The organism is Streptomyces sp. NPDC036764 (assembly GCF_055609385.1).
On sequence record NZ_JBVJPT010000003.1, the window covers coordinates 417,619 to 439,689 of the forward strand.

The 22,071-nt window shown below is 72.9% G+C and carries 26 protein-coding genes; 9 read left to right on the forward strand and 17 right to left on the reverse strand.

Features of this window, described 5'->3' with window-relative positions; translation table 11 throughout:
- Window positions 1-60 precede the first annotated feature (60 nt).
- From ACZ69Q_RS16860 to ACZ69Q_RS16890, 7 genes are all read right to left on the reverse strand, one after another.
- Entirely contained in the window at window positions 61-1,530 is a 1,470-nt protein-coding gene (locus ACZ69Q_RS16860) for a vWA domain-containing protein (protein ID WP_471042130.1), read from the reverse strand.
- Window positions 1,527-2,780 (reverse strand): AAA family ATPase, encoded by a 1,254-nt coding sequence (locus ACZ69Q_RS16865; RefSeq protein ID WP_471042131.1) that lies wholly within the window; start codon window positions 2,778-2,780, stop codon window positions 1,527-1,529. Before ACZ69Q_RS16865 ends, ACZ69Q_RS16860 begins: the two co-directional genes overlap by 4 nt.
- Before the next feature lie 55 nt (window positions 2,781-2,835).
- Window positions 2,836-4,281 carry a hypothetical protein gene (locus ACZ69Q_RS16870; RefSeq protein ID WP_471042133.1) on the reverse strand — a complete coding sequence of 482 codons (1,446 nt, stop codon included), beginning with the start codon at window positions 4,279-4,281 and terminating at the stop codon, window positions 2,836-2,838.
- Between the two features lie 109 nt (window positions 4,282-4,390).
- A complete protein-coding gene (locus ACZ69Q_RS16875) occupies window positions 4,391-4,915 on the reverse strand; it encodes a hypothetical protein (RefSeq protein ID WP_471042134.1) in 525 nt (174 codons plus the stop codon).
- Window positions 4,899-5,390 carry an RNA polymerase sigma factor gene (locus tag ACZ69Q_RS16880; RefSeq protein WP_471042135.1) on the reverse strand — a complete coding sequence of 164 codons (492 nt, stop codon included), beginning with the start codon at window positions 5,388-5,390 and terminating at the stop codon, window positions 4,899-4,901. The genes ACZ69Q_RS16875 and ACZ69Q_RS16880 overlap by 17 nt, the downstream gene beginning before the upstream one ends.
- A 131-nt stretch (window positions 5,391-5,521) precedes the next feature.
- Window positions 5,522-6,163 (reverse strand): class F sortase, encoded by a 642-nt coding sequence (locus tag ACZ69Q_RS16885; RefSeq protein ID WP_471042137.1) that lies wholly within the window; start codon window positions 6,161-6,163, stop codon window positions 5,522-5,524.
- Window positions 6,160-6,573: a sortase-dependent protein gene (locus ACZ69Q_RS16890; RefSeq protein WP_471042138.1), complete on the reverse strand. Its 414-nt coding sequence runs from the start codon at window positions 6,571-6,573 to the stop codon at window positions 6,160-6,162. The genes ACZ69Q_RS16885 and ACZ69Q_RS16890 overlap by 4 nt, the downstream gene beginning before the upstream one ends.
- Before the next feature lie 178 nt (window positions 6,574-6,751).
- Between ACZ69Q_RS16890 and ACZ69Q_RS16895 the strand changes: the two genes are divergently transcribed.
- Window positions 6,752-7,174 carry a DUF6153 family protein gene (locus ACZ69Q_RS16895; RefSeq protein WP_471042139.1) on the forward strand — a complete coding sequence of 141 codons (423 nt, stop codon included), beginning with the start codon at window positions 6,752-6,754 and terminating at the stop codon, window positions 7,172-7,174.
- Window positions 7,175-7,285: 111 nt separating this feature from the next.
- On the forward strand, window positions 7,286-7,924 hold the full coding sequence (locus tag ACZ69Q_RS16900; RefSeq protein WP_471042140.1) for a DUF305 domain-containing protein: 639 nt from the start codon (window positions 7,286-7,288) through the stop codon (window positions 7,922-7,924).
- A 57-nt stretch (window positions 7,925-7,981) separates the two neighbouring features.
- Here ACZ69Q_RS16900 and ACZ69Q_RS16905 read toward each other — a convergent pair whose 3' ends face one another.
- Entirely contained in the window at window positions 7,982-9,943 is a 1,962-nt protein-coding gene (locus ACZ69Q_RS16905; protein WP_471042141.1) for a right-handed parallel beta-helix repeat-containing protein, read from the reverse strand.
- Window positions 9,944-10,094: 151 nt separating this feature from the next.
- Between ACZ69Q_RS16905 and ACZ69Q_RS16910 the strand changes: the two genes are divergently transcribed.
- The 4 genes from ACZ69Q_RS16910 to ACZ69Q_RS16925 all read left to right on the forward strand — a co-directional run bounded on the left by ACZ69Q_RS16910 (window position 10,095) and on the right by ACZ69Q_RS16925 (window position 12,132).
- Window positions 10,095-10,898 carry a class I SAM-dependent methyltransferase gene (locus ACZ69Q_RS16910; RefSeq protein WP_471042142.1) on the forward strand — a complete coding sequence of 268 codons (804 nt, stop codon included), beginning with the start codon at window positions 10,095-10,097 and terminating at the stop codon, window positions 10,896-10,898.
- Between the two features lie 87 nt (window positions 10,899-10,985).
- Complete coding sequence (locus ACZ69Q_RS16915; protein WP_471042144.1) at window positions 10,986-11,426, forward strand: VOC family protein; 441 nt, start codon at window positions 10,986-10,988, stop codon at window positions 11,424-11,426.
- 69 nt (window positions 11,427-11,495) lie between these two features.
- On the forward strand, window positions 11,496-11,864 hold the full coding sequence (locus tag ACZ69Q_RS16920; RefSeq protein ID WP_471042145.1) for a DUF6479 family protein: 369 nt from the start codon (window positions 11,496-11,498) through the stop codon (window positions 11,862-11,864).
- A 79-nt stretch (window positions 11,865-11,943) separates the two neighbouring features.
- A complete protein-coding gene (locus ACZ69Q_RS16925) occupies window positions 11,944-12,132 on the forward strand; it encodes a hypothetical protein (protein WP_471042146.1) in 189 nt (62 codons plus the stop codon).
- Here ACZ69Q_RS16925 and ACZ69Q_RS16930 read toward each other — a convergent pair.
- Window positions 12,092-12,643, reverse strand: coding sequence for a DUF7144 family membrane protein (locus ACZ69Q_RS16930; protein WP_471042147.1), 552 nt, complete (start codon window positions 12,641-12,643; stop codon window positions 12,092-12,094). The two genes, ACZ69Q_RS16925 and ACZ69Q_RS16930, sit on opposite strands and share 41 nt — an antisense overlap.
- Window positions 12,644-12,819: 176 nt before the next feature.
- Here ACZ69Q_RS16930 and ACZ69Q_RS16935 point away from each other — a divergent pair, with 176 nt between their 5' ends.
- Window positions 12,820-13,278, forward strand: coding sequence for an FxLYD domain-containing protein (locus ACZ69Q_RS16935; RefSeq protein ID WP_471042149.1), 459 nt, complete (start codon window positions 12,820-12,822; stop codon window positions 13,276-13,278).
- Between the two features lie 88 nt (window positions 13,279-13,366).
- Here ACZ69Q_RS16935 and ACZ69Q_RS16940 read toward each other — a convergent pair whose 3' ends face one another.
- The 8 genes from ACZ69Q_RS16940 to ACZ69Q_RS16975 form a co-directional block, all read right to left on the reverse strand.
- A complete protein-coding gene (locus tag ACZ69Q_RS16940; RefSeq protein WP_471042151.1) occupies window positions 13,367-14,113 on the reverse strand; it encodes a class I SAM-dependent methyltransferase in 747 nt (248 codons plus the stop codon).
- A gap of 170 nt (window positions 14,114-14,283) precedes the next feature.
- Entirely contained in the window at window positions 14,284-15,066 is a 783-nt protein-coding gene (locus ACZ69Q_RS16945; RefSeq protein WP_471042152.1) for an ABC transporter permease, read from the reverse strand.
- Window positions 15,063-16,055 (reverse strand): ATP-binding cassette domain-containing protein, encoded by a 993-nt coding sequence (locus ACZ69Q_RS16950; protein ID WP_471042641.1) that lies wholly within the window; start codon window positions 16,053-16,055, stop codon window positions 15,063-15,065. Before ACZ69Q_RS16950 ends, ACZ69Q_RS16945 begins: the two co-directional genes overlap by 4 nt.
- Window positions 16,056-16,310: 255 nt before the next feature.
- On the reverse strand, window positions 16,311-17,150 hold the full coding sequence (locus ACZ69Q_RS16955) for a DUF4097 family beta strand repeat-containing protein (protein ID WP_471042153.1): 840 nt from the start codon (window positions 17,148-17,150) through the stop codon (window positions 16,311-16,313).
- A 92-nt stretch (window positions 17,151-17,242) separates the two neighbouring features.
- The gene (locus ACZ69Q_RS16960) at window positions 17,243-17,761 is read right to left on the reverse strand and encodes a hypothetical protein (protein WP_471042154.1); all 519 of its coding nucleotides are present in this window, start codon (window positions 17,759-17,761) and stop codon (window positions 17,243-17,245) included.
- Window positions 17,762-17,978: 217 nt separating this feature from the next.
- Complete coding sequence (locus tag ACZ69Q_RS16965; protein WP_471042155.1) at window positions 17,979-18,824, reverse strand: carboxypeptidase regulatory-like domain-containing protein; 846 nt, start codon at window positions 18,822-18,824, stop codon at window positions 17,979-17,981.
- A 140-nt stretch (window positions 18,825-18,964) separates the two neighbouring features.
- Window positions 18,965-19,249, reverse strand: coding sequence for a hypothetical protein (locus tag ACZ69Q_RS16970; RefSeq protein WP_471042157.1), 285 nt, complete (start codon window positions 19,247-19,249; stop codon window positions 18,965-18,967).
- A gap of 79 nt (window positions 19,250-19,328) precedes the next feature.
- The gene (locus ACZ69Q_RS16975) at window positions 19,329-20,027 is read right to left on the reverse strand and encodes a TetR/AcrR family transcriptional regulator (RefSeq protein ID WP_471042159.1); all 699 of its coding nucleotides are present in this window, start codon (window positions 20,025-20,027) and stop codon (window positions 19,329-19,331) included.
- A gap of 154 nt (window positions 20,028-20,181) precedes the next feature.
- On the opposite strand from ACZ69Q_RS16975, the gene ACZ69Q_RS16980 reads away from it, so the two are divergent.
- Entirely contained in the window at window positions 20,182-21,117 is a 936-nt protein-coding gene (locus ACZ69Q_RS16980; protein ID WP_471042160.1) for an ATP-binding cassette domain-containing protein, read from the forward strand.
- Between the two features lie 57 nt (window positions 21,118-21,174).
- Entirely contained in the window at window positions 21,175-21,978 is an 804-nt protein-coding gene (locus ACZ69Q_RS16985) for an ABC transporter permease (protein ID WP_471042162.1), read from the forward strand.
- Window positions 21,979-22,071 lie beyond the last annotated feature (93 nt).

The following is a 22,071-nucleotide window of genomic DNA, read 5'->3' on the forward strand; positions in this document are numbered from 1 at the left end:
ATGCAGTACGCGCGGGGCGCGGGTCCGCCGGGAGTACGACGGCCCGATGGGCCCCTGGTCTCACCTGCCCGTGGCACCCGCCCCGATCTCGACCACCCGCGCCCAGGCCGGCGGGCCGTCCGGCACGTAGTCGGAGCCGTCGCCGCCCCTTGAGCCGCCGCGCGAGCGCGGGAAGCGGGGGAAGAGCCCCACCACCGTCCGGCACGGCGGCCGGCTGCTCGGCCACGGGGTCTGACCGTCCGTCAGGGCGACGACGACATCGGGCCGGGGCCGGGACCGCAGCGCCGTCGCGAAGCCCTCCCGCAGATCCGTGCCGCCGCCCCCGACCAGCGGAATTCCCTCGGCGCGGCACACCCGGTGCACACCCCCGGCCGCCGCGTCGCACGACACCACGCTGACCAGGTCGGGGCGCCCGCCCACGGCACGGGAGATCGCGGCGACCTCCAGCAGCGCGCTGCCCAGTTCGGCGTCGCTGACCGAGCCGGAGGTGTCGATGACGACACACACGTGCGGCGGCCGGCGTCGCAGGCTCGGCAGCACGGCGCCGGGTACCGAGGCCGAACGGCGCGAGAGACGGCCGTAGGTGTAGTCCTCGCCCGCGCCGGGGCCGGAGGCGGCCGACCGTACCGCCGCGCCGAGCAGCTCCCGCCATGGCTGCGGCGGGTGGAAGACCTCCTCCGCCCAGCGCTGCCAGCCGTCGGGGGCGTTCCCGGGGCGGCCGGTGATGCCCTGCGCCACCCGGAACCGGACGGCGTCCCGTTCCTGGGAGCTCAGCCCGTGCGCGCCGTCCGGCCCCAGATCCCACGCCCGCTCCAGGCCGTCGGCGCCGCTGCCGCAGTCCAGCCAGGCCAGGTCCTGCGTCCGCGGGCCCAGCCGGAACTGGCGCAGATAGTCCTCCATCAGCTCGCCGTCGCGCAGCATCAACGTCGCCGGGTCGACGGCGCCCTCGGGCCGGGCCAGCCCGTCGCCGTACACGTCGTCGTTGATCTCGCAGTCCGCGGCGATGTTCATCCGCAGCCGCTCCCCCGGCCCGGTCAGCCCGCGCTCACGCGCCACCCGGTCGCTGCGCGCGTGATGGTCGCGCAGCAGATGCGACACCTCGTGCACCCACACCCCGGCCAGCTCCTCCACCGGCGTCCGCTCCACGAACACCGGCGACACATAACACCGCCAGTGCCGGTCGACGGCCATCGTCGGCACCCACCGCGACTCGACGACATGCAGGGCGAACAGAGCGGTCGCCAGATAGGGCCGCACCCGGGCGGCGTGCAGCCGCGCGGAGAAGAGTTTGTCCCGGTCGAGGGGCGACGGCGTGTCGCGGCCCGGGTGCCTCGCTCCGTCACGGTCCGGACGCCCCGCTCCCTCACCGGCGAGGCCAGGGAGCTCGTCACCGGTGGGGGGCGAGCCCCCGCCTCGGTCCGGGCCGGACGATCTGTCGGAATCGAGGCGCCGGGCTCCACCTCGGCCTCCGGGCACCGCCTTGGCCCGGTCCTGCGGCGAGGCTTCCTCGCTGCGTCGGTCGTCGCTCATCGGCGGCCCGCCCTCGTCTTCTCCTCGATCGCGGCCGTTCTGGCCGCCGCCCGGTCCGCTCGTCGGGACAGGGTCACGACGCCGGAGAGCCGATCGATCGACGGCGGGATGTCCCAGTCCTCCTGGCGCAGTGAGGCGAGGGTGCTCGCGGGGACGACGACCAGGTCCGGGGCGCCGGTCTCCAGGGCCCTCACCAGCAGGGCCCAGGCCGCGTCCCAGCGGGACCTGTCGGGGCGGGACCGTACCGCCTCCACGACCGCGTCCAGCGCGGCCTGCCGCAGATCCCCCCGCTCGGGCAGCTCGGCACGCGCGGGGTCGGCGAGCAGCAGCTCCGGGTCGGGCAGGTCCATCCGGTCCACGCAGGCCAGCAGTTCCAGCCCCGGCCCGTCCCCCACGGTGCCCCGCACCAGCATCGACAGCACCTCCCGCGAGGACCCGGCGGCGGTGGCGAAGGCGACCAGGCACTGGGTCATCTCCCAGCTTCGCGGCGACGGCCAGGCACCGCCCCGCCGCGCCTCCCCGCTCGGCAGCCGGTGCACGAGCGCCGGCCGCCCGGACAGCAGCCCGCACACCGCGCGCCGCGCGAAGTCCACGGCCTCGGCCAGCTTTTCGGGGTCGAGCCGGGGCAGGGTCGCCCGGGGCCAGGTCCCGCCGAGTCCGCGTACGACGACCTCGTGGTCGTGGGCCCATTGCAGATGCACGAACCGGTTGGCCAGCGGCGCACTCAGCTCCCAGCCGTCGGCGGCCGAGGAGCGCGGGTTGGCCGCGGCCACGATCCGCACCCCGGGCGGCAGCCGCAGCGCCCCGACCCTGCGCTCCAGCACCAGCCGCAGCAGCGCGGCCTGCACGGCGGGCGGCGCGGTCGACAACTCGTCCAGGAACAGCAGCCCCCGCCCGGCCTTCACCAGCCGTACGGCCCAGTCCGGCGGCGCCATCGGCACGCCCTGCTCGGCGGGGTCGTCGCCGACGACGGGCAGCCCGGAGAAGTCGGACGGTTCATGGACGCTGGCGATCACCGTGGTCAGCGGCAGGTCGAGTTCGACGGCGAGCTGGGTGAGCGCGGCGGTCTTGCCGATCCCCGGCTCGCCCCAGAGCAGCACGGGCAGATCGGCGGCCACGGCCAGCGTGAGGGCTTCGAGCTGGGGGTCGGGGCGAGGTTCGGTCGTGGTGTCCCGCAGCAGCGTCAACAGGTCGGCTGCGACGTCGAGTTGGGAGGCGGAGGAAGCGGAGGGCAGGGTGCATGTGGGCATGTGTCATCACCGTGGGTCTCGTGAGGGGTCTGAGGAAGGAGGTGGGTGGCGCGGCTCAGGAGAAGGCCGCGTGCCGCGGGCGCGTGCGACGGCCACCGGGACGGCGGGGGACGCGTTCGTCGAAGCGGACCGGTCCCGGCCGGGGTTCGGCGAGCCCGGACCGGAAGAGTCCGTAGGCGACCCGCCGTCGCGCGATGGCCTCCAGCTCGTCACGCAACGCACCGTCACGCAGCACCGCGCCCGGGCCCAACAGCCCCTCGACGACGGCCAACGCGCCGGCGATGTCGCCGTGCCAGAGGCGTTCACGGACGTCGGGCAGGCACTCGGGGCGGCGGTGCGCGTCGTCGACGGCCTGGAGACAGGGCAGCGGAGTGCCGGTCAGCGCGGCGAGGAGTTCCTCGCGCCGGATCTCCTCGGGTGCGTGGTCGAGGGGAGCCAGCACCCCGTCGACCAGGCCGATCCGATGCCTCTCGCCCCGGCACCGCACGAACCGCACCGGCCCAAAACGCTCCGCGGGCCGGGCACCTGCCGCACCGGAACGTTCCGGTACGAGCGCGGAGGCGACCAGCGGATGCAGCCGACCGGCGTCGATCGCACCGGCCCGCAGCAACTCCAGGTCGGGCAGGATCCAGGTCGCGGCGTCGGGCAGCACGCAGAGGTCGGGCGACGCGGAGGCACGGCGTCCGGCGGACTCCGCGATCCGCAGCCCGCCCGCTCCACCGCGACCGTCACCGCTCATGTCCGCGGACACCTCCAGCAGGAGCCGCTGCCGGTCCCCCAACCGCACGACGACGGCACCGGAGGACCGCCCCTCGGCACGCAGCAGCAGCGACGCCTCGTCGGCCCATCGGTCGACGGCGCACAGGGACCCGTACGCAACACCGCTGCCCGGCAGCTCCGCCCCCGCTCCGGACAGACCGCCGGCCCCGGCACCGCGCCCCGCCCGACCGCGCAGCTCGCCGGCCCGGCGGGCGTCCCAGAGATGCCGGTGCAGATCGAGCCGGAACCGCCGACTCGGCCGGGGATGGGGATGGGAAGGTGGGTCCGGCTGGGCACCGGCCCCGCCCTGCCCCCGTGCCCCGTCCCACAACGCCAGGCTGATCCGCTGGCCGGCGTCCGCCCACGCGGGCGGTGTCCGCACCACGAGGTGCAGCGGCCGCCGGCGCCCGCGTCCCGTGCCGCCGTACCGAGCGAGCGCGAGGGTCAACCCCGGGCGCAGCAGCCCGTCGGGAGCGATCCGGGGCATGTGCCAGCGCAGCAGATCGGGAGCCAGAGCGCGCAGATCGTCACGGACTTCGGCGGCGACTTCCCGCCCGTGAGCCCGTGCGAGGGAGCGCAGATTGAGATCGACGTCGATTCCCGCGGCGGCACATGCCCCCGCCCAGTCCCCGGCGAGCCGGCGGGCGGTCGCGGTCTCGATCATGGAGGCCGGCACGGCGAACTCGCGCACGCGCGGCCAGAAAGAAACCCGGGATTCCCCGTTCGCGTTCGAAGTGCCCATCAGCACTCACCTTGCGCGGACGGGACCCCCGATCTGTCATCAGAGTGAGTCATCATCGCGGCGAGGGTAACGCCCCGCGCCCAGGCGCCGCGAGGGGTTTTTCCGCGCGCTAGGGAGCCGTCGGCGAGGCGGTGGCACCCTGCGTCGGCTCCGCCGGCGGTCGGGCCGTGGGGGTCGTCCTCGCGTCCGGCGTTGCGGAATCCGCGGCCTGTGGATCGCGGGTGGGCACCGGCGTCGGCGCCTCGGACGGCACGGTCGGCGTCTGTGACGCCGACCGGCCCGGGGACGAGGCGCCGTCCGGGGACTTCGAGGGAGCCGGGGTGGACGGCGAAGGGGTGGGCGGTGTCGTGCGGTCGCTCGCGGGCGGGGGTGCGAGCGGAGGCGCGGGGGAGGTCGGCGCGTCCGAGCCGCGCGTGGCGAACGGCAACGCGACCAGCAGCGCCACCGCGCAGGTCACGCCCACCCCGGTCGCCGTACGCACCAGGCGCCGGCGGGACGCCTTGCGGCGGAGTCTCTCGTAGTGGCCGGGGGGTGGGGCGAGGTGGTCCGTGGGCGTGCGGAGGATGACCGCCAGAGGGTCGTCGGGAGCGAACTGCGGGCCGTCCACGTCGTCCTCGTCAAAGCGTGTGGTCAAGGCTTCTCCTCAGGTGGACGCGGAGCAGTTCGCGGGCCGCGTGCAGGTCGGCCTTGACGGTCCCTTCCTTGCGTCCGGTCAGCACGGACACCTCCCGGATCGGCATGTCAGCGTAGTAGTGGAGGAGGATCGGGGTGCGCAGTCGTTCCGGGAGGGACTGGACCAGCAGGCGCACCGACGGGTCCGCCTGTTCCGTGTGCGCGTTGACGGCCGCTTCCGTCGTGACCCTGCGCATCGCCTTGCGCTCGCGCTCCAGTTTGCGCCAGTGGTCGCGGACGAGGTTCGCGGCGGTCACGTAGAGGAAGCCGCGCGGTTCCTCCACGCGGTGCCAGCGGGCCCACAGCCTGGTGAAGGCCTCGGAGGCGATCTCGTGGGCCGTCTCGTCGTCGTCGACGAGACGGCGGCACCAGCCGGCCAGGCGCGGGTACAGGGCAGCGAACAGCTCGGACGCTGCCTTGTCTCGGGACCGTTTCAACGCTCTCCATGGTCGGGACGGCGGAACGACCTGCCTGGGGCCGGGCTCCTGTGGGCTCACAGGGGAGGATGCCGGGCCGTCGGCTCGCGTTCCCCGGCCGCCCGGCCCGGATCCGGATCCCCCTTGTCCGCTCAAGGAGCCGCCGAGCTCAGTGACGCGAACACGATCACGTTGTCGCGGTACTCGTCACCCTCGCGCGGGCCCCCGCAGGTGATCAGACGCAGCTCCGGGCGGTCCACGTCCCCGTAGACCTGCTCCGCCGGGAAGTCCGCCTTGGCCACCGTCCGTACGGCACTGACCGTGAACTCCGCCGAGGAGCCGTCCTGTCTGCGCGCCACGATCCGGTCGCCGCGCCGCAGTTCCCCGAGGCGGCGGAAGACCCCGTCGCCATAGGCGCCGACCGTGACGTGGCCGAGGATCACGGACGGGCCGACCTGGCCCGGCGTCGGCGAGTGCCGGTACCAGCCCGCCCGGTCGTCGGCGGTGATCGGCGGCACCTGCACGCTGCCGTCCCGCGCCAGGCCGAGCCGGATGAGGGGGGTGTCGACGCCGATCGCCGGGATCCGCAGCCGGACCGGGGCCGAACGGCCCAGTGCGCGCGTGGAGTTCGCCGATGCCGAGGAGCCGGAGGACGGACCGTCGTCCGCCCCCTCCCGCCCCCTGGTCCTTCTGGCACTCGCGCTCGCGTCCTGCTCCGTGGCCTGCCCGGCGCAGCCCACCAGCAGCGACGCCACAGCCGCCGTGGTGAACGCGCGCCTGGAGAGCCCCGTCATGCCCCGTGCGCCCTCCGACGCCGTACGACGAACGTCGTCGCACCGCCGGCGAGGAGCAGCGCGGCCGCGCCGGCGCCGATCAGCCCGCCCTTGTCGCTGCCGGTGTCCGAGGTCGGCGTCACGCCGGTGTCGGGCGCCCCGGACGGCCGGACGGAGACCTGGCCGCCGCCCGGCGCCCGGGTCGGCTCGGCCGACGGTGCCGTGGGGACGGGGGACGGGGCGCTGGTCGGATCCTCGGAGGGGACCGGCGAGGCCGTGGCCGAGGGGACCTTGGTCGGGCTGGGGACCGGCGAGGCCGAGGTCTCGCTGGGGACCTGGCTCGGGGCGGCCGAGTCGGCGAACGCGGGCGTGCCGGCGGCCAGGAGGGCGGTGCAGGTGAGGGCCAGGGCGCTGAACGTGGTGCGGCGCATGGACTCGCTCTCTTTCGTCGGTCCGCCGGTACTGCCGTACGCGGCGGGCTGGGTGACGGTCGAGCGGAGAGACGAGGCAGCGGCGGGGCGGGTTGTAAAGAGATGGCAAAGTCATCCGGCGGCCGAACGGTCGGCGGCCCGATGAGTCGCTCGCGCGCGGCATACGTACGATGAGGGCGTGACAGCCCGTGCACAGCATCACCGTGCGCCGCGGCTCCCGATCCCGGGACCGTGGCGCCTGCTTGTGCTGCTCGGGCTGCTCTCCGGGCTGTTCGCGATGCACGGCCTCGGGCCCGGCGGCACGGTCGCCTCGCACTCCGCACCGGGGCACGGGCACACCCGCCCCATGAGCGCCCATACGACGGCCATGACCGACGAGGCCGTCTGCCACGGCGGCGGCACGACCGGCGGACACGCCCAGCACGCCGACCCGACCTGCGCCTCCGGCGCCGTCGGCACCGGCCCCGCACTCCCGGCCCTGATGCCCGACCCGGCCGGGACCGGCGTCACAGGCGGCCTCGACCGCCGCTCCCCGGCCGCGGTGCCGGACGGCGAACGCGCGCCTCCCTCACTGGCCGAACTGCAGATCCTGCGGACCTAGGACAAGGCCGAGCCGTCCCCCCTCACCACCGGGGCGTACGGCACCCAGCCATGTCCGTGCCACGCCCCCGCCCGGGGCTCGGCAGCTCACGCACACGCAGGAGTTCACAGCATGAACAGCACGCGTACCCTCGTCCGCCGAACCGCCCTGGCCGCGACGGCCGTCGCCGCCGCCCTCGTCCTCGCCGCGTGCGGCGGCGACGGCGGCAGCTCGGACGCCGCAGCCGACGCGCCCACCTCGTCCGCCGCCGGCGCCGACGCCGCCGCGCACAACGCCCAGGACGTCACCTTCGCGCAGGGCATGATCCCGCACCACCAGCAGGCGCTGCAGATGGCCGAGATGGCCGCCGACCGCGCCTCGTCCGCCGAGGTGAAAGACCTCGCCGAGCGCATCCGCAAGGCCCAGGACCCCGAGATCCGGACCATGTCCGGCTGGCTGAAGTCCTGGGGTGAGGACGTGCCGTCGGCCGCGCCCGGCATGGACCACTCCGCTCACTCCGGTGGCTCCAAGATGGCCGGGATGATGGACGCGAAGGACATGGACAAGCTGATGAAGGCGTCCGGCAAGGCCTTCGACACCCTGTTCCTCACCCTCATGGTCGAACACCACGAGGGCGCCGTGGAGATGGCCGGGACCGAGAAGGCCGAGGGCCGCTACGGCCCGGCGACCAAGCTGGCCGACGCCGTCGTGACCGCCCAGACGGCCGAGATCGAGGAGATGAACAAGCTTCTCGGCAAGAGCGGTAGCTGACGCTCCGGCGGGCGGCGGCCCTCACCCCCGGTCACGGGGCCGCCGCCCGCCGCCCCCTCACCGCAGCCCCAACCCCCGCCGGTACGACTCCCCGGGCCCCGCCCGGTCCACGATCGCCGCGCACGCCGGACGCGCCGCGCAGTCCGCGCCGGGGCCGGCCGGGGTCAGCACGGTGTTGCCCCTGAACTCCAGGTCCTTGGGGTCACCGCAGTCCGGTGCGGGCGGCCAGCCGCCGGGGTAGTCGCGGCGGGGCAGCCAGTCGGGCACGGCGTCGTCCCAGAAGTTGCCGTGGAAGCGGACGTTGCGGACCGGCCGGTCGCCCCAGTCCTCGCTGCATCCGCCGATCGAGGCCCGGTAGCCGTGCACGGCGTTGTCGCGCACGCTGATCCACCTGCTGCTGTCGTCGGTGTAGATGCCGACGTTCCAGGCGCCGTAGGCGCTGTCCGAGACCGCGTTGCCGCTGACGAGCGCGCCGTCCGCGTACGACGTGCCCTGTTCGCCGCGCAGATAGATGCCGCCGCCGTCGGCCAGCAGCCGGTTGGTCGCGAAGACCCGGTTGCCGAGGATGCGGTTGCCGCTCATCAGGCCGCGCACGTCCTCGGCGGGGCCGGAGAGGACGCCGGTGTAGGGCAGGTGGTCGAGCTGGTTGTGCGCGATGGTCGTCTGCCGGCTGCCGCCGTCCCAGATGCCGGAGGAGGCGCTGTAGTCGGCGCCGGTGCGGTGGATCCAGTTGTTGCTGACCCGGTTGCCGCGGCTCGCGCCCCTCGTCTCCGGCGGCAGGACGCCGAGGGCGATACCGCCGTCGGCGATGTCGGTGAAGACGTTGCCGTCCACCGTGTTGTGCGAGCTGTTCCCGGAGAACCTGAGCCCTTGGGCGCCGAGATGGACGAACCGGTTGCCCTGGAAGGTGATCCGTTCGGCGCTGTGGAAGGAGACGTTCCCCGGCACGGTGAGCAGCCTGAACTCATCGCCCTTGCCGGGCCGCAGGTACATGCTCCACGCGGCGGCGAATCCGGCGGGCTCGCTGGGTGCCGTCCAGCCGGCGTGCGCGAACGTCAGCCCCTTGAAGGCGATGTCGTGCACCGGCCCACCCGCGCTGCCGCTCCCGCCGACCAGCGTCTGGAGGACGGGCGCCGTCACGGCCGCACGCCGCATGTCCTCGCCCGGCCTCGGCCGGTACAGCAGCCTGTGGTGTCCGGGGCGGGAGCGGTCGAGGTACCAGCTCCCGGGCCGGTCCAGGAAGTCGAGGGAGTTCTCGACGTCGGACGGCAGGGCGAGCAGCTCGGGCCCGTACAGGTCGCGGGCCATCCGCCAGCACGGCTGGTCCATGGTGATCGTCGACCCGCCGCCGGGGCCGCGCGAGATGTCCGCGATGCCGCAGCGGCCCTCCAGGTACTCGAAGCGGAATCGCAGCTCCATGTCGCGGGGCGTCCGCCAGGTGCGGGGGACGGCGCTGGTCGTGGTCAGGCCGGTGTCGGTCACCTTCAGCCTGCCGGGGATCCCGTCGCCGAGCCTCGCCCGGTCGGCCCGCCTGCCGGCAACGTACAACTGCCGGGTGTCGAGGGCGCCGACGTCCGCCCGCCACACGCCCCGTCGCAGCGGATCGGGCCGCCAGCCCCCGATCTCCCGGCCGCCGCTGAGGGTCACCCGCTCCTGCCGCGCCGTGCCGTGGCCGTACGCCTGGTAGACCACCCGGTGACCGCCACGGCCGGAGTCGCCGGCCACCTCCGACATCCGCAGCGGAGCCGTCAGCCGGTACGTCCCGCCCCTCAGGTTCACCACGATGTCCGAGGTCATCCCGGCCGTGCGGGCCCGCACCGCCTGCTGGGCACGCCCCGGCGTCGCGAACGGACGCTCGTACGTGCCCGGCCATCCGTCGTTCCCCCAGGGCGCCACGTACATCTGCGCCGCGGCCGCCCGCCCGTTCTCCGCCGGCACCGCGGGCGAGGCCGCCCAGGTCCCACCGGACAGCGTCACCACCATCGCCGACACGACCGCCCCGACCCGCAGGTCCGCCATGTTCCCGCTCCTCCCGTCCGCTGGACGTGTCCATGGTCGGGCGGGGGCGATGGCGCGCGCGTCGGCCGATCGTCGCTCGTGGTGCCTCTTTGGTCGCTGCCGCGGCCTACGGAGGTTTCGGTCGCCGGCGGCACGGAGGATCGTTACGGACATGGCAGAGCAGCATTTCGACGTGTGGTCGTCGGGAGCCGCCTACGAGCGGTACATGGGCCGGTGGAGCCGGGCCGTCGCACGCGAGTTCCTGACCTGGCTCGACCGCCCGGACAGCCTGCGCTGGCTGGACGTCGGGTGCGGCACGGGTGCGCTGTCGGCACTGGTGACAAAGGCGCACGACCCACGCCGGGTGCTGGGCTGCGACCGCTCCGAGGGGTTCGTGACGGCGGCCGCCGGTACGCCGGTCCGCGCGGCCGGCTTCGTCGTGGGGGACGCCATGGCGCTGCCCGTCCGCGACGGCGTGTTCGACGTGGCGGTCAGCGGCCTGACGCTCAACTTCCTGCCCGAACAAGCCGTCGCGGTAAGGGAGTTGGCGCGAGCCGTCCGCCCCGGCGGCCTGGTCGCGGCGTACGTCTGGGACTACGGCGAAGGCATGGGTTTCCTGCATGCCTTCTGGACGGCGGCCGCGGCGACCGACCCGGCCGCAGCAGAGCTGGACGAGGCCCGCCGTTTCTCCGACTGCGGCCCGGAACATCTCCACAGCCTGTGGACCGACGCGGGACTCGTCGAGGTCGCGACGACGTCGGTCGAGGTGCCCACGGTCTTCGCGGACTTCACCGACCTGTGGGACCCCTTCCTCGCCGGCCAGGGCCCCGCCCCGGGCTATGCCGCCACCCTCGCCCCGGCCGCCCGCGACCGACTGCGCGACGCCCTGCACGCACTGGTGCCCGTCGCACCGGACGGCTCCGTCCCGCTCACGGCACGGGCCTGGGCGGTACGGGGTGTACGGCCCCGGCCCTGAGGCCGGCCGGCGGGAATCACCCGCCTCGGTGCCCGGGTTGACCGAACACGACCGTCGAAGAGTCGAAACACCGCAGAGGAGCCGCTCATGTCCGAGTCCGTAAGCCCGGCCGAACACCCCGCCCGCGTCCACGAGCTCCGCCTGGTGGTCACGGCGGCCGACTACGACGAGGCGCTGCGCTTCTACCGGGACGAGCTCGGCCTCCCGGAGCGCGCCGCGTTCTCCTCCCCCGACGGCCGGGTCACCATCCTGGAGGCGGGTCGGGCCACCCTGGAGCTGACCGACCCCAACCACGCCGGCTTCATCGACGAGGTGGAGGTCGGCCGCCGGGTGGCCGGCCACATCAGGGTCGCCTTCCAGGTGGACGACTCCACGGCCACCACCGCGAGGCTGGCGGCGGCCGGAGCCGAGGTCCTGGCGGAGCCGACCCGTACGCCGTGGAACTCCCTCAATTCACGCCTCGAAGCGCCCGGCGCCCTTCAGCTCACGCTGTTCACGGAGCTGGGGGAGCCGGAGGAACGCGCGTAGACCCGCTGGGGCGGCGGAACGGTTCACTCCCGGAGGAGCTTATTCGTCCGTTTCGGTGATAATTGGGGCATGAGTACGGCGACGTTTGAACTAGCGGCCACGTCGAGCGAAGTACTCAACGTGATCGCCGCCTTCGTGGGGGGAATGATCATCGCCGGCGCACTGGTCTGGGCGGTGCAGTTCGGCATGCGGGTCCGTGACCGAGAGCTGCCACGGCCCACTCCGGATGAACAGACGCACCTGCCCGACACCGGCGCGGTCCATGAGCTCCGGGAGATGCGCGAACCCGACGAGGTCCCGCACGCGGAAGGCAGAGAACGCCTGCTGCCGCACGACTTGCACCATGCGGGCAGCAAACGCAGCGAGGACCAGCACCGCAAACGCTGGCTGCCCGGCAAGAGCGGGTCCTTCGGCGGGGGCGGAATAGGGCACGCCTGAAAAAATTCGGGGCGCCCGGGCCACGTCGCGATGCCACCCTGTCCGCACAGGACAGGGTGGCATCGGGCTGGGGGTTCGGTTGAGCAGGCGACGTTACGTGGCCAGGGGTGTGCCCGGCGGCTATCGCATCTGGGACAACCACGGCCGCCGTTTCTGGGGCGACCTCTACGAACTCTGCCCCGACGACCTGCTGACCGAGCTGAACGGCCGCAAGGACCCGGCCAGGATCAGCGAGCTGCTGAGGCGTTACCGCGCCTTGAAGCGCTAGCCGTGTCCGAGGGGGCGGAGGCGTCCGGGGCCAGGGCGAGCGCGAGGATCACGAAGAAGTCGATGCCCACCATGATCACCGACCAGACCGGCGTGTACGGCAGGAACAGGAAGTGGGCGACCATGCTCAGGGAAGCCAGGAAGATACCGGTGATCCGCGCCCACCAGGCTCCCTGGAGGATGCCGTAGCCGACCGCGAGGGCGACGACGCCGAGGCCGAGCAGGATCCAGCCCCATGCGGTGAGGTTGGCCTTGAAGACGTAGTCGCCGATACGGGCGTACACGTCGTCCTCGGCGATGGCGGAGATGCCCTGGAGGATGGCCAGCAGCCCGTTCACCAGCATCAGCACACCGGCGAAGACGAGTCCGCCGGTGACCCAGCCGGAGCCGGGGGCACTGCCGGGGCCGGGCGCGCTGCCGGGGTCGGCGCCGGTTCCGGCGGAGGGCCAGGTCGCCTGGGTTCCCGGACGGCTATGGGCGGCATCGCTCGCATGCGACTGCTGCTGGCTCATGGCTGCCGTACCCCACTTCTCGCGTGTTCCGCGGTCAGGTTCTGCGGTCGGTACGACGATCGGCCCGCCAGGGGGTGCCCACCACGGGGGAGGCGCCGATCGGGTGACGTCCGGAGTGCGAACGGGGCGGTGCGGACCTTCACTGAAGGGACCGGAACGCACGCTTGGAGCCCCGCATGCCCGCTCACCGCCCCCGCCGTCGAACGGCCACGGCCCTCCTGGCGACCGCCGCCCTCGCCGTCACCGTCCTGACCTCCTGCTCGGACGACGACACGCCCTCCTCGGTGGCCAGCAAGGCGGCGTCGGCCTACACCTCGGCGACAGCGGAGGCGGGCCGCCAGCTCGACAACATCAAGGGCGGCATCGACGCCAAGAGCTCGGTGACGCTGGACGACCCCACGACCGACTCCGGCGGCCGCGCGTCGGTGGAGGTCACGGCCGAGAACACGACCGACTCGACGAAGTCCTTCGCCGTCCAGGTCAACTTCAAGGACGAGAACGGCAATCTGCTCGACGCGTCCGTGGTGACGGTGTCGGACGTCGCCGCCGACAAGTCCGGCAAGGGCACCGCCCACAGCACCCGCGACCTGAGCGGGGATGTGCGGGCGGAGGTGGAGCGGGCGGTGCGCTACTAGCAGTTGACCGGCAGTCGCGGATCGACCGGACCGGCTGCCGGTCCACGTCGGGTGCGTCCGCGCTCCCGGAGCGCCGCCGGCCCCGGCGTCAGGCTCGGCAGCGCAGCATCTCCAGGGGCGGGTTGGCGATGACGTCCGCCCAGAAGTCCGCGCCGAACTCGCGCAGGCCGGCCTCGGACACCTGAAGCGGTACCCAGGTCAGGTCGCCGAATCCGGCTGCCCGCAGGCACGTTTCGTAGACCTCGCGGCGCGGGCAGGTGGTGACGAACGAGATCGGCCGCGGGTCGAGCAGGGCCGTGAGCCGCACGCGCGGCCCGGTCTCGGCCTCCTCGCCGGTCAGCTCGGTGCGGAAGCCGTACCGGTCCAGGGGCGGTGCGTCGAAGCGGTAGTCGGGTGTCTGGTTGAGCAGGAAGAACTCGGCGCCGGGCGTCAGGCTGCGGTGCACGGCGCGGCACATCCGCTCCGTGGCGGCGATGTCCTCGGCGTAGTTGAGGAGCTGGACCGCCGTGGCGATGTCGTAGCGCCGCTCCAGGGGGCGCAGTTCCGACACGTCGCCCACCTCGTAGCGCACGCCCAGCGGATCGCGCTCCTCCAGCTTCTGTGCCGCGGCGACCATTTCACCGGAGATGTCGATGCCGAGCACCTCCGCCGCACCCCGCCGCGCGAACTCCCTGCTGTAGAAGCCGGTGCCGGAGGCCAGGTCGAGGACCGCCTTGCCGCGCACGTCCCCGACCATCGCCAGGAACGCGGGCACCTCCGCGTACCGCGCCAGCGGCAGGGACTTGAAGCCCTCGAACGCCTCACCGATCTCGTCGTACTGCTGTCGCACGCTCATCGTGGTGTCCTCCCCGTTGCTCCGTCAGGTCCTCGGCCACGGCGCACCGCGGCCCTGGCGGGCAGTCTTCCGGCGCCCCGGCGCGAGGCCGTACTGGCAGAAGCCACGAAGATCCGGGCACAGGTCCGGCTCCGGGTACGAACCCGGAGCCGGACCTGTGGGTACGTCGCTCAGCGCTTGGTGGTGCTGCCGAACAGCGAGCGCGACCAGACGTAGCCGACGAGGGCGATGCCGGCGCACCAGGCGAGCGAGATCCAGCCGCTGTCGCCGATCTCAGAGCCGGAGAGCAGACCACGCAGCGTCTCGGTCATCGGCGTGAACGGCTGGTTCTCGGCGAACCAGCGCAGGCCCGGGGCCATCGAGCCGGCCGGCACGAAGGCGGAGCCGAGGAACGGCAGGAACTGGATGAGCAGCGGCTTGTTGCTCGCGGACTCGACGGTCTTGGAGATCAGGCCCAGCGCCGCCGACAGCCAGGCCACCGCGAACGCGATGGCGGTGACCAGGCCCGCCGCGGCGAGCCACTCGACGGGGTTCGCGTCCGGGCGGAAGCCGAGCGCGAGCGCCACGCCCACCACCAGGACCAGGCTCACCACCGTCGTCAGGACGCTGCCGACGACATGGCCCGTCATGAACGAGGAGCGCGTGATGTTCATGGTGCGGAAGCGGTTGATGATGCCTTCGGTCATGTCCTGGCAGACCGCGATCGAGGTCGACATGGCGCCGGCCGCGACGCCCATGATGATGATGCCCGGCGTCAGATACTCCAGATACGCGTCCCGGCCGCCGCCCATACCGGCGCCGATCGAGTCCCCGAAGGCGTACACGAACAGCAGCAGCATCAGCAGGGGCATCATGACCGGGCCCAGGGACACGGCGGGATAGCGCAGCGCGTGCTTGAGGTTGCGCCGCAGCATCGTCCTGGAGTCGTGCACGGCGTGGGCGAGGGTGCTCATCGCAGGGTCTCCTTCATGTGGAGCGGGGTGCCGGAGGTGCCGTCGCCGGTCAGGGCGAGGAACACGTCGTCCAGGTCGGGGGTGTGCACGGAGAAGTCGGCGGCCCGGATGCCGGCGGCGTCCAGCCGGTCGAGCAGGGCGCGCAGCGCGTCGAGGCCGCCGTCGCCTGCCACGCGCAGGGCGAGGTTCTCGTCGTCGCGGGCCGCGCCGGGGAAGGCGGCGCCCGCGCGCTCGTACTCGTCGGGCTCGGTGAACCGCAGCCGTACGTGGCTGCCGGGGATCTGCGCCTTGAGTTCGTCGGCGGTGCCCTCGGCGACGATCCGGCCGCCGTCGAGGACGGCGATCCGGTCGGCCAACTGGTCGGCCTCCTCCAGGTACTGCGTGGTGAGGAAGACCGTGACACCGCCCGCGACCAGCGAGCGCACCGTGTCCCACATGGTGCGGCGGCTGCGCGGGTCGAGCCCGGTCGTCGGCTCGTCCAGGAAGATCACCTTCGGATCGCCGACCAGCGTCATGGCGAGGTCGAGGCGGCGCCGCATGCCGCCGGAGAAGGTCGCGGCGCGGCTCTTCGCGACGTCCGCGATCTCGAACCGCTCCAGCAACTCCTGTGTACGGGCCCTGCCTTCACGCTTGCCGAGGCGCAGCAGGTCGGCCATGAGGAGGAGGTTCTCCTCGGCGGTGAGCAGGTCGTCGAGCGCGGCGAACTGCCCGGTGACACCGATCGCGGCCCGTACGCCGTCCGGTGACGTGGCGACGTCGTGCCCGGCCACCTGGGCCTGGCCGCCGTCGGCCGCGATGAGCGTGGACAGGATCTGCACGGTGGTGGTCTTGCCGGCGCCGTTGGGGCCGAGCAGCGCGAACACGGAACCGGCCGGGATGCGCAGGTCGATGCCGTCGAGGACGGTCTTGTCGCCGTACGACTTGCGCAGGCCGATGGTGGAGACGGCGACGGGCGGCGGCGGACCGTCACCTCGGCGCGGACCGGGCATGGACATGGGCATGACAGAAGAAGGCATGGCGGCCTCCGTTCGAAGGCTTGAGTGGATGGGGGCGTTCGAGGTGGAGCCGATGACAGATGGGGCGCTCAGGCCCTGGTGGAACCGGGAGATCGGGCGCTCAGGCCCTGGTGGAGCCGACGGATCGGGCGCTCAGGCCCTGGTGGAGCCGACGGATCGGGCGCTCAGGCCCTGGTGGAGCCGACGGATCGGGCGCTCAGGCCTTGGTGGAGCCGACGGATCGGGCGCTCAGGCCTTGGCGCGGAGGATGTCGATGTTGCCCCAGTTGGTCCGCGCGCGGACCTTGACGGTGCCCTCGGTCTGCTCCGGGGCCTCGGCCGCGGCCAGCGTGTTGCGCACCTGTCCACGGGTGGAGTGGACGTCGAGCCAGGCGGCGGTGCCCTTGCGGATGCCGATCTCGATCGGACCGTTGGCGGTCTCCAACTGGACCTCGCCACTGCCGACTTCGCCGACCCGGAGGGAGCCGTTGGTCGTGGTTCCGGTGACCGAGGCATCGGCGCGCGCGATGTCGATGGCACCGTTGGCGCCGCTCACCCGCAGTTCGCCGGTCACGGCGCCGACGGTGATGGTGCCGTGCGAGTTCTTCAGGACGGCGGGGCCGTCGACGGTGCCGACGCGCACATTGCCCGTGCTGCTGGTGATCTCGGCAGCGCCCTGGACCCGGTCCACGGTAACCGTGCCGTGCGACGCGGTCAGCGTCAACGGGCCGGTGCTGTCGAGGCGGATGTCGCCGACCGAGGCCTTCACGCGGACCTCGCCGAGCCGGCCCTCGCTGAGTACGGCCCAGGAGTCGGTCACCTCGACGCGTGAGCCGGTGGGCAGTTCGACCGTCACGTCGACGACGCCGCTGGGTCCGATCAGGCGGCGCTCCTTGGTCCTGACGGTCAGGACGCCGCTCGCCCAGGTGACCTCGGTCTGCTCGGCGGCCCGCACGTCTTTGTCCCGCTTCGGGTCACGGGGCCGTACGTCCACGACGGTGTCGACGCGGTCGCCCGCGGTGAATCGGATGGAGCCGGCCGCCACGTGCGCGGTGACCGAAATCGGTTCGGGAGAGTCGAAAGAAGGCATGGCTGTACCGTCCTCATGGGTCCTTGGGGCGTCCCCGCAGGTGGGACGTGGTGTGGGTGAAGTGGCTGTTATTGGCGGCAGGCGGGCGCGGCTCAGCGCACCCAGCCCGTGAAGCTCTGTCCGACGGTGCGGGTCCGCTGCGCGGCAGGGGGCTGTGCGCCGCCGTCGACCGCCGCCGACACGGCCCGCACCAGCCAGGCGTTGACCGACAGGCCCTCGCGGCCGGCGGCCTCCTCGGCGCGTGCCTTGAGGTTGGCCGGCAGACGCAGATTGACGCGGGCGGTGCCGCCCTCGTCGCCGTCGGCCGGGGCCGGGTGGGCGAGGGCTTCGGCGGGCGCGGTCGGCTCCACGGGGGCGGCGCTGTCGGTGGGCGGCAGCGTCACCACGAAGTCGGGGTCGAGCCCGCGCAGCCGTACGTCGACCGAGCCTGGGGCGAGCTCGCGGGTGATCTCGTCCATAGCGGCGGAGAGCACGTTGAGCATGGTCAGCCGGGTCGCCGACTCCAGGGGAGCGGTGAGCCGCTCGGCCAGCTCTCGGGCGTCGTCCCCGCCGGCCTCGGCGGCCACCGCGAGTTCACGGCGGAGGGTGTCGACATACGGGGTGAGGTCCATGACGCCATCATGGCACCACAATGGCGCCATCCGCAAGCCTGCCTGGCACCAACACCGGGCCACTCCCTCTCCACGAGCCTCTGACCTGCGGAAAGACGGGGAAATTAGTCGGCACCATCACGGCACCACGCGCACCCCAACGCCACGGAACGCTCTACGTGACACCGCAATGGCACCAGATGGCACCACCTGACGCCACATCGGCGCCACATCGGCATCACTCGACGCCACCCGGCGCCACAAGGCCGCCCTGGAACCGCCCGCCCCCACTGTCCGACACCGTGTCGTGCTGTTCCTGCGCCGACCCGGCCACCGTGATGTCGATCTGCTCGCTCATGGCGCTGACCCCGTTCAAAGTGGCCGTCGCCTGGAGGCGGCCCGTGCCGGCCGGGAGGGCGAGGCCGGGTACGCAGGACCAGGTGCCGTCCGGTGCCGCCGTCGTCGCGCAGACCTCTTTCTCCAGCGCGTCGCGGACCGTGACCTGGGCGCCCGGGTAGGCAATGCCCGCCGCCTCCGGCAACGCGCTCAGCGGTACGCCCGACGCCGGGCGGGACAGGGTCGGGGCGGGCAGTCCGACGGTCACGGAGCAGGTGCCGCGCTGCCGCACGGTGCCCTTGGGGTCTCTCAGGGCGAGGGTGCAGTCGGGGAGGCGGGTGCCGGGTTCGGCGTCCGGGGGGAGGGACAGGACGAAGGGGAACGGGTGCCCCTTCCACGTCGACACCGCCGCCCCCACGAAGGTGTACGTCCCGCTGTTCCCGCCGAGTGCCACCGCGCCCCGGTACCCGAGCCCGGCGAACGGCACACCCGTCACCCGCGCGCCCGCCGGCGCCGTCAGCGTCAGCACCGATCCCTCGCCAAGCGGCTCCCCGTCATAGCCTCCGACCTCGAGGACGCCCTCCCGCCCGGGCTCGATGGTCGCGGAGGCCCACAGACCCTCACCGCCCGGTCCAACCGGTCCGGCCGGCCCGTCACCGCCGTACGCCGTGCCCGGCACCACCATCGCGCCCGCCAGCGCGAGCGACCCGAGCACCGTCGTCTTCCAAGACCTGCGGGACCAGCTCATCGCGGCGGAGCTCCTCACACACCTCGGCGGCACCCCACCCTCACCAGGGATTCTCCCGGCCGCGCTCATGGATGACACGCGCTGTCCGGCAGGAGGAGCCGACGGAGCGACACGCACCACCCGTCCGGGCGCGGACGGGGTCACCCGCCCGCCGCGGCATCCGGATGCCGGGCCGCCGCCTTCACGTCCGCTTCGATCTGGCTGCGGGCGGCGCCCTGTTCCGCCGCGTGTTCGGTGATGGCCGACTGGACGGCTCGGGCGAGGTCGCGCCAGGCCTGCCAGGCGCTTTCGTACGCCTCGGTCCAGGGCGGGGACCACGGAGTGCGGGTGGGAGGGCCGTACTCGTCCCGCAGTTCCTCCACCCGGCCGTGGGCCTGGTCCGCCGCCCGCTGCATCGCGACCAGTTCGTCGAAGGTGCGTGCCACGCGTCCGGATCCTCGGGCAGCGGGACGACGCCGTCCGGTTTGCCACGCCCGCAGTCCGTGCCGCGCGGCCGGATCTCACTCAGACGGCGTCGGACCGCGCCGCCAGCCGGGCCGCCAGCCCGTCGAGGATCGTCTCGACGCCGAACGCGAAGACCTCGTCGACCTGCTCCGCGAAGCCCTGCCCCCGCTGTGCCTGCGCCTCCATGCTGGCGCTCAGCCGCGGGTACTTCGCCGCGAGGGCGTTGATCTGCGCGAAGGCCTCGGCCTCCTTCTCCGGCTGCGCGGCCGATTCCTGCTCCGCCCGCTCCTTGATCCCGGCGACCTCGCTTCCGCTCATGAACGCCAGCCCCGTCACGAACATGAACGGGGTGCTCACCGCCCAGTCGAGGTCCGCGTCCCGGAAGCCGGCGGCGTCGAAGGTCTCGTAGGCGCACTCCTGGAAGCGGGCCATGCCCTCGCCGGCGGCGTAGTACGTGGTGATCACCCGCACGAGCCAGCGGTGCCCGTCGCACAGCCCGCGCACGGCGTACATCAGCTCGCGCGCCGCCGTCCGCCACCCCACCGCCGGGACGTCCGGCAGCGTGATCTCGCTCCACACCTCGTCGGCCGCGAGGATCAGCAGGTTCTCCTTGTTGCCGACGTGCCAGTACATCGCCGTCGCCGCCGAGCCCAGCTTCTGGCCCAGCTTGCGCATGCTCAGGCCGTCGATGCCCTCTTCGTCCAGCAGCTCGATCGCCGCCCGGACGATCTGTTCTCGGTTCAAGGTCTCTCGCGCCATGGGACCAGCCTAACCGCCACTTGCACACCGTAAAAGTTCTTCGGCGAAAGGACTTGCACACCGTGCAAGTCTGGTTTTACGGTGTTCAAGTCTTCGAGTTGCACACCGTTCAAGTCACCGATCCGCACCACCACTCACGTCACCGGGGAGAGTCATGACCGCCATCCACGCAGAGGGCCTGCGCAAGTCGTACGGGGAGAAGCTGGTGCTCGACGGCATCGATCTGCGGATCCCCGAGGCGTCGGTCTTCGCCCTGCTCGGCCCCAACGGCGCCGGCAAGACCACCACCGTCCAGATCCTGTCCACGCTGATCGGCGCCGACGGCGGCGAGGCCCGCGTCGCCGGGCACGACCTCACCCGGCAGGCCGACGACGTACGCCGGTCGATCGGCGTCACCGGCCAGTTCGCCGCGGTCGACGGGCTGCTGACCGCCGAGGAGAACCTCCTGCTGATGGCGGACCTGCACCACCTCGGCCGCGCCGAGGGCCGCCGCCGGGCCGCGGACCTGCTGGAGCGGTTCGACCTGGCGGCGGAGGCGAAGAAGACCGCCGCCACCTTCTCCGGCGGTATGCGCCGCAAGCTCGACCTCGCGATGACGCTGGTCGGCGACCCGCGCGTCATCTTCCTCGACGAGCCGACGACCGGCCTGGACCCGCGCAGCCGCCGCATGCTGTGGGAGCTGATCCGGGGCCTGGTCGAGGACCGGGGCATCACGATCTTCCTCACCACGCAGTACCTGGAGGAGGCCGATCAGCTCGCCGACCGTATCGCCGTGCTCAACGGCGGCCGGATCGTGGCCGAGGGCACCGCCGAGGAGCTCAAGCGCCGCATCCCCGGCAGCCACATCCGCCTCCGCTTCGCCGCCGAGCGTCAACTGGACGCCGCAGCCGCCGTGTTCGACGTCGCCCAGAGCGACCCCGAGAACCTCGCCCTGAACATCCCGGGTGACGGCGCCCCCGCCACCGTGCGGGCCGTCCTGGACCTGCTGGAGTCGGCGGGCGTCGAGGCCGAGTCGCTCACCGTGCACACGCCCGACCTGGACGACGTGTTCCTCGCCCTGACCGAGACCCACCGGACCGCCGCCGTCTGACCCCGCCCCGCCACACGCCACCCGACCTGCCCCGCCCTGCCCCGAGAGGACCCCTCGATGGCCACCACCGCTACCGCCCCCGCCCGCTCCTACGCCTTCCGCGACTCCATGACGATGCTGCGGCGCAGCCTCAAGCACATGCAGCGCTACCCGTCCCTGACGGTCCAGATCGTCACGCTGCCCGTGCTGATGCTGCTGCTGTTCGTGTACGTCTTCGGCGGCGCGATCGGCGAGGGAATCGGCGTCGGTGACCGCGACGCCTACATCAACTACCTGGTCCCCGGCATCATCGTGATGGCGGTGACCTCCGGCACGATCACCACCGCCATCTCCGTGTGCACCGACATGACCGAGGGCATCATCAACCGCTTCCGCACCATGGCGATCTCGCGCAGTTCGGTCCTCACCGGGCATGTGCTGGGCAACATGGTCCAGGTCGTGGCCATCCTCGCCCTGGTCACCGGGGTGGCGTACGCCATCGGCTTCCGCCCCGACGCGACGGCCGTCGAGTGGGCCGCCGCCCTCGGCCTGATGATGCTCCTGGCCTTCGGCCTGAGCTGGCTGTCGGCCGCGATGGGCCTGAACTCCAAGACCGTCGAGGCCGCGAGCAACGCCCCGATGCCGCTGATCTACCTGCCGTTCCTCAGCAGCGCCTTCGTCACCCCCGACTCGATGCCCACCGGACTGCGCTGGTTCGCCGAGTACCAGCCCTTCTCCCCCATCAACGAGACCCTGCGCGGCCTGCTCCTCGGCACCGAAATCGGCAACGACGCCTGGATCGCCCTCGCGTGGTGCACGGGCCTCGCCCTGATCGGCTACCTGTGGGCCCGGGCGACCTTCCGCAAGGGCGCCGAGCGCTGAGCCGCCCGGCATGGCTTTACGGAGCCGATGCCAAGCCAAAAGGTTTCCCAGGACACGGACATCCGTACCCCGGTACGACGAACCCGGCCCGCC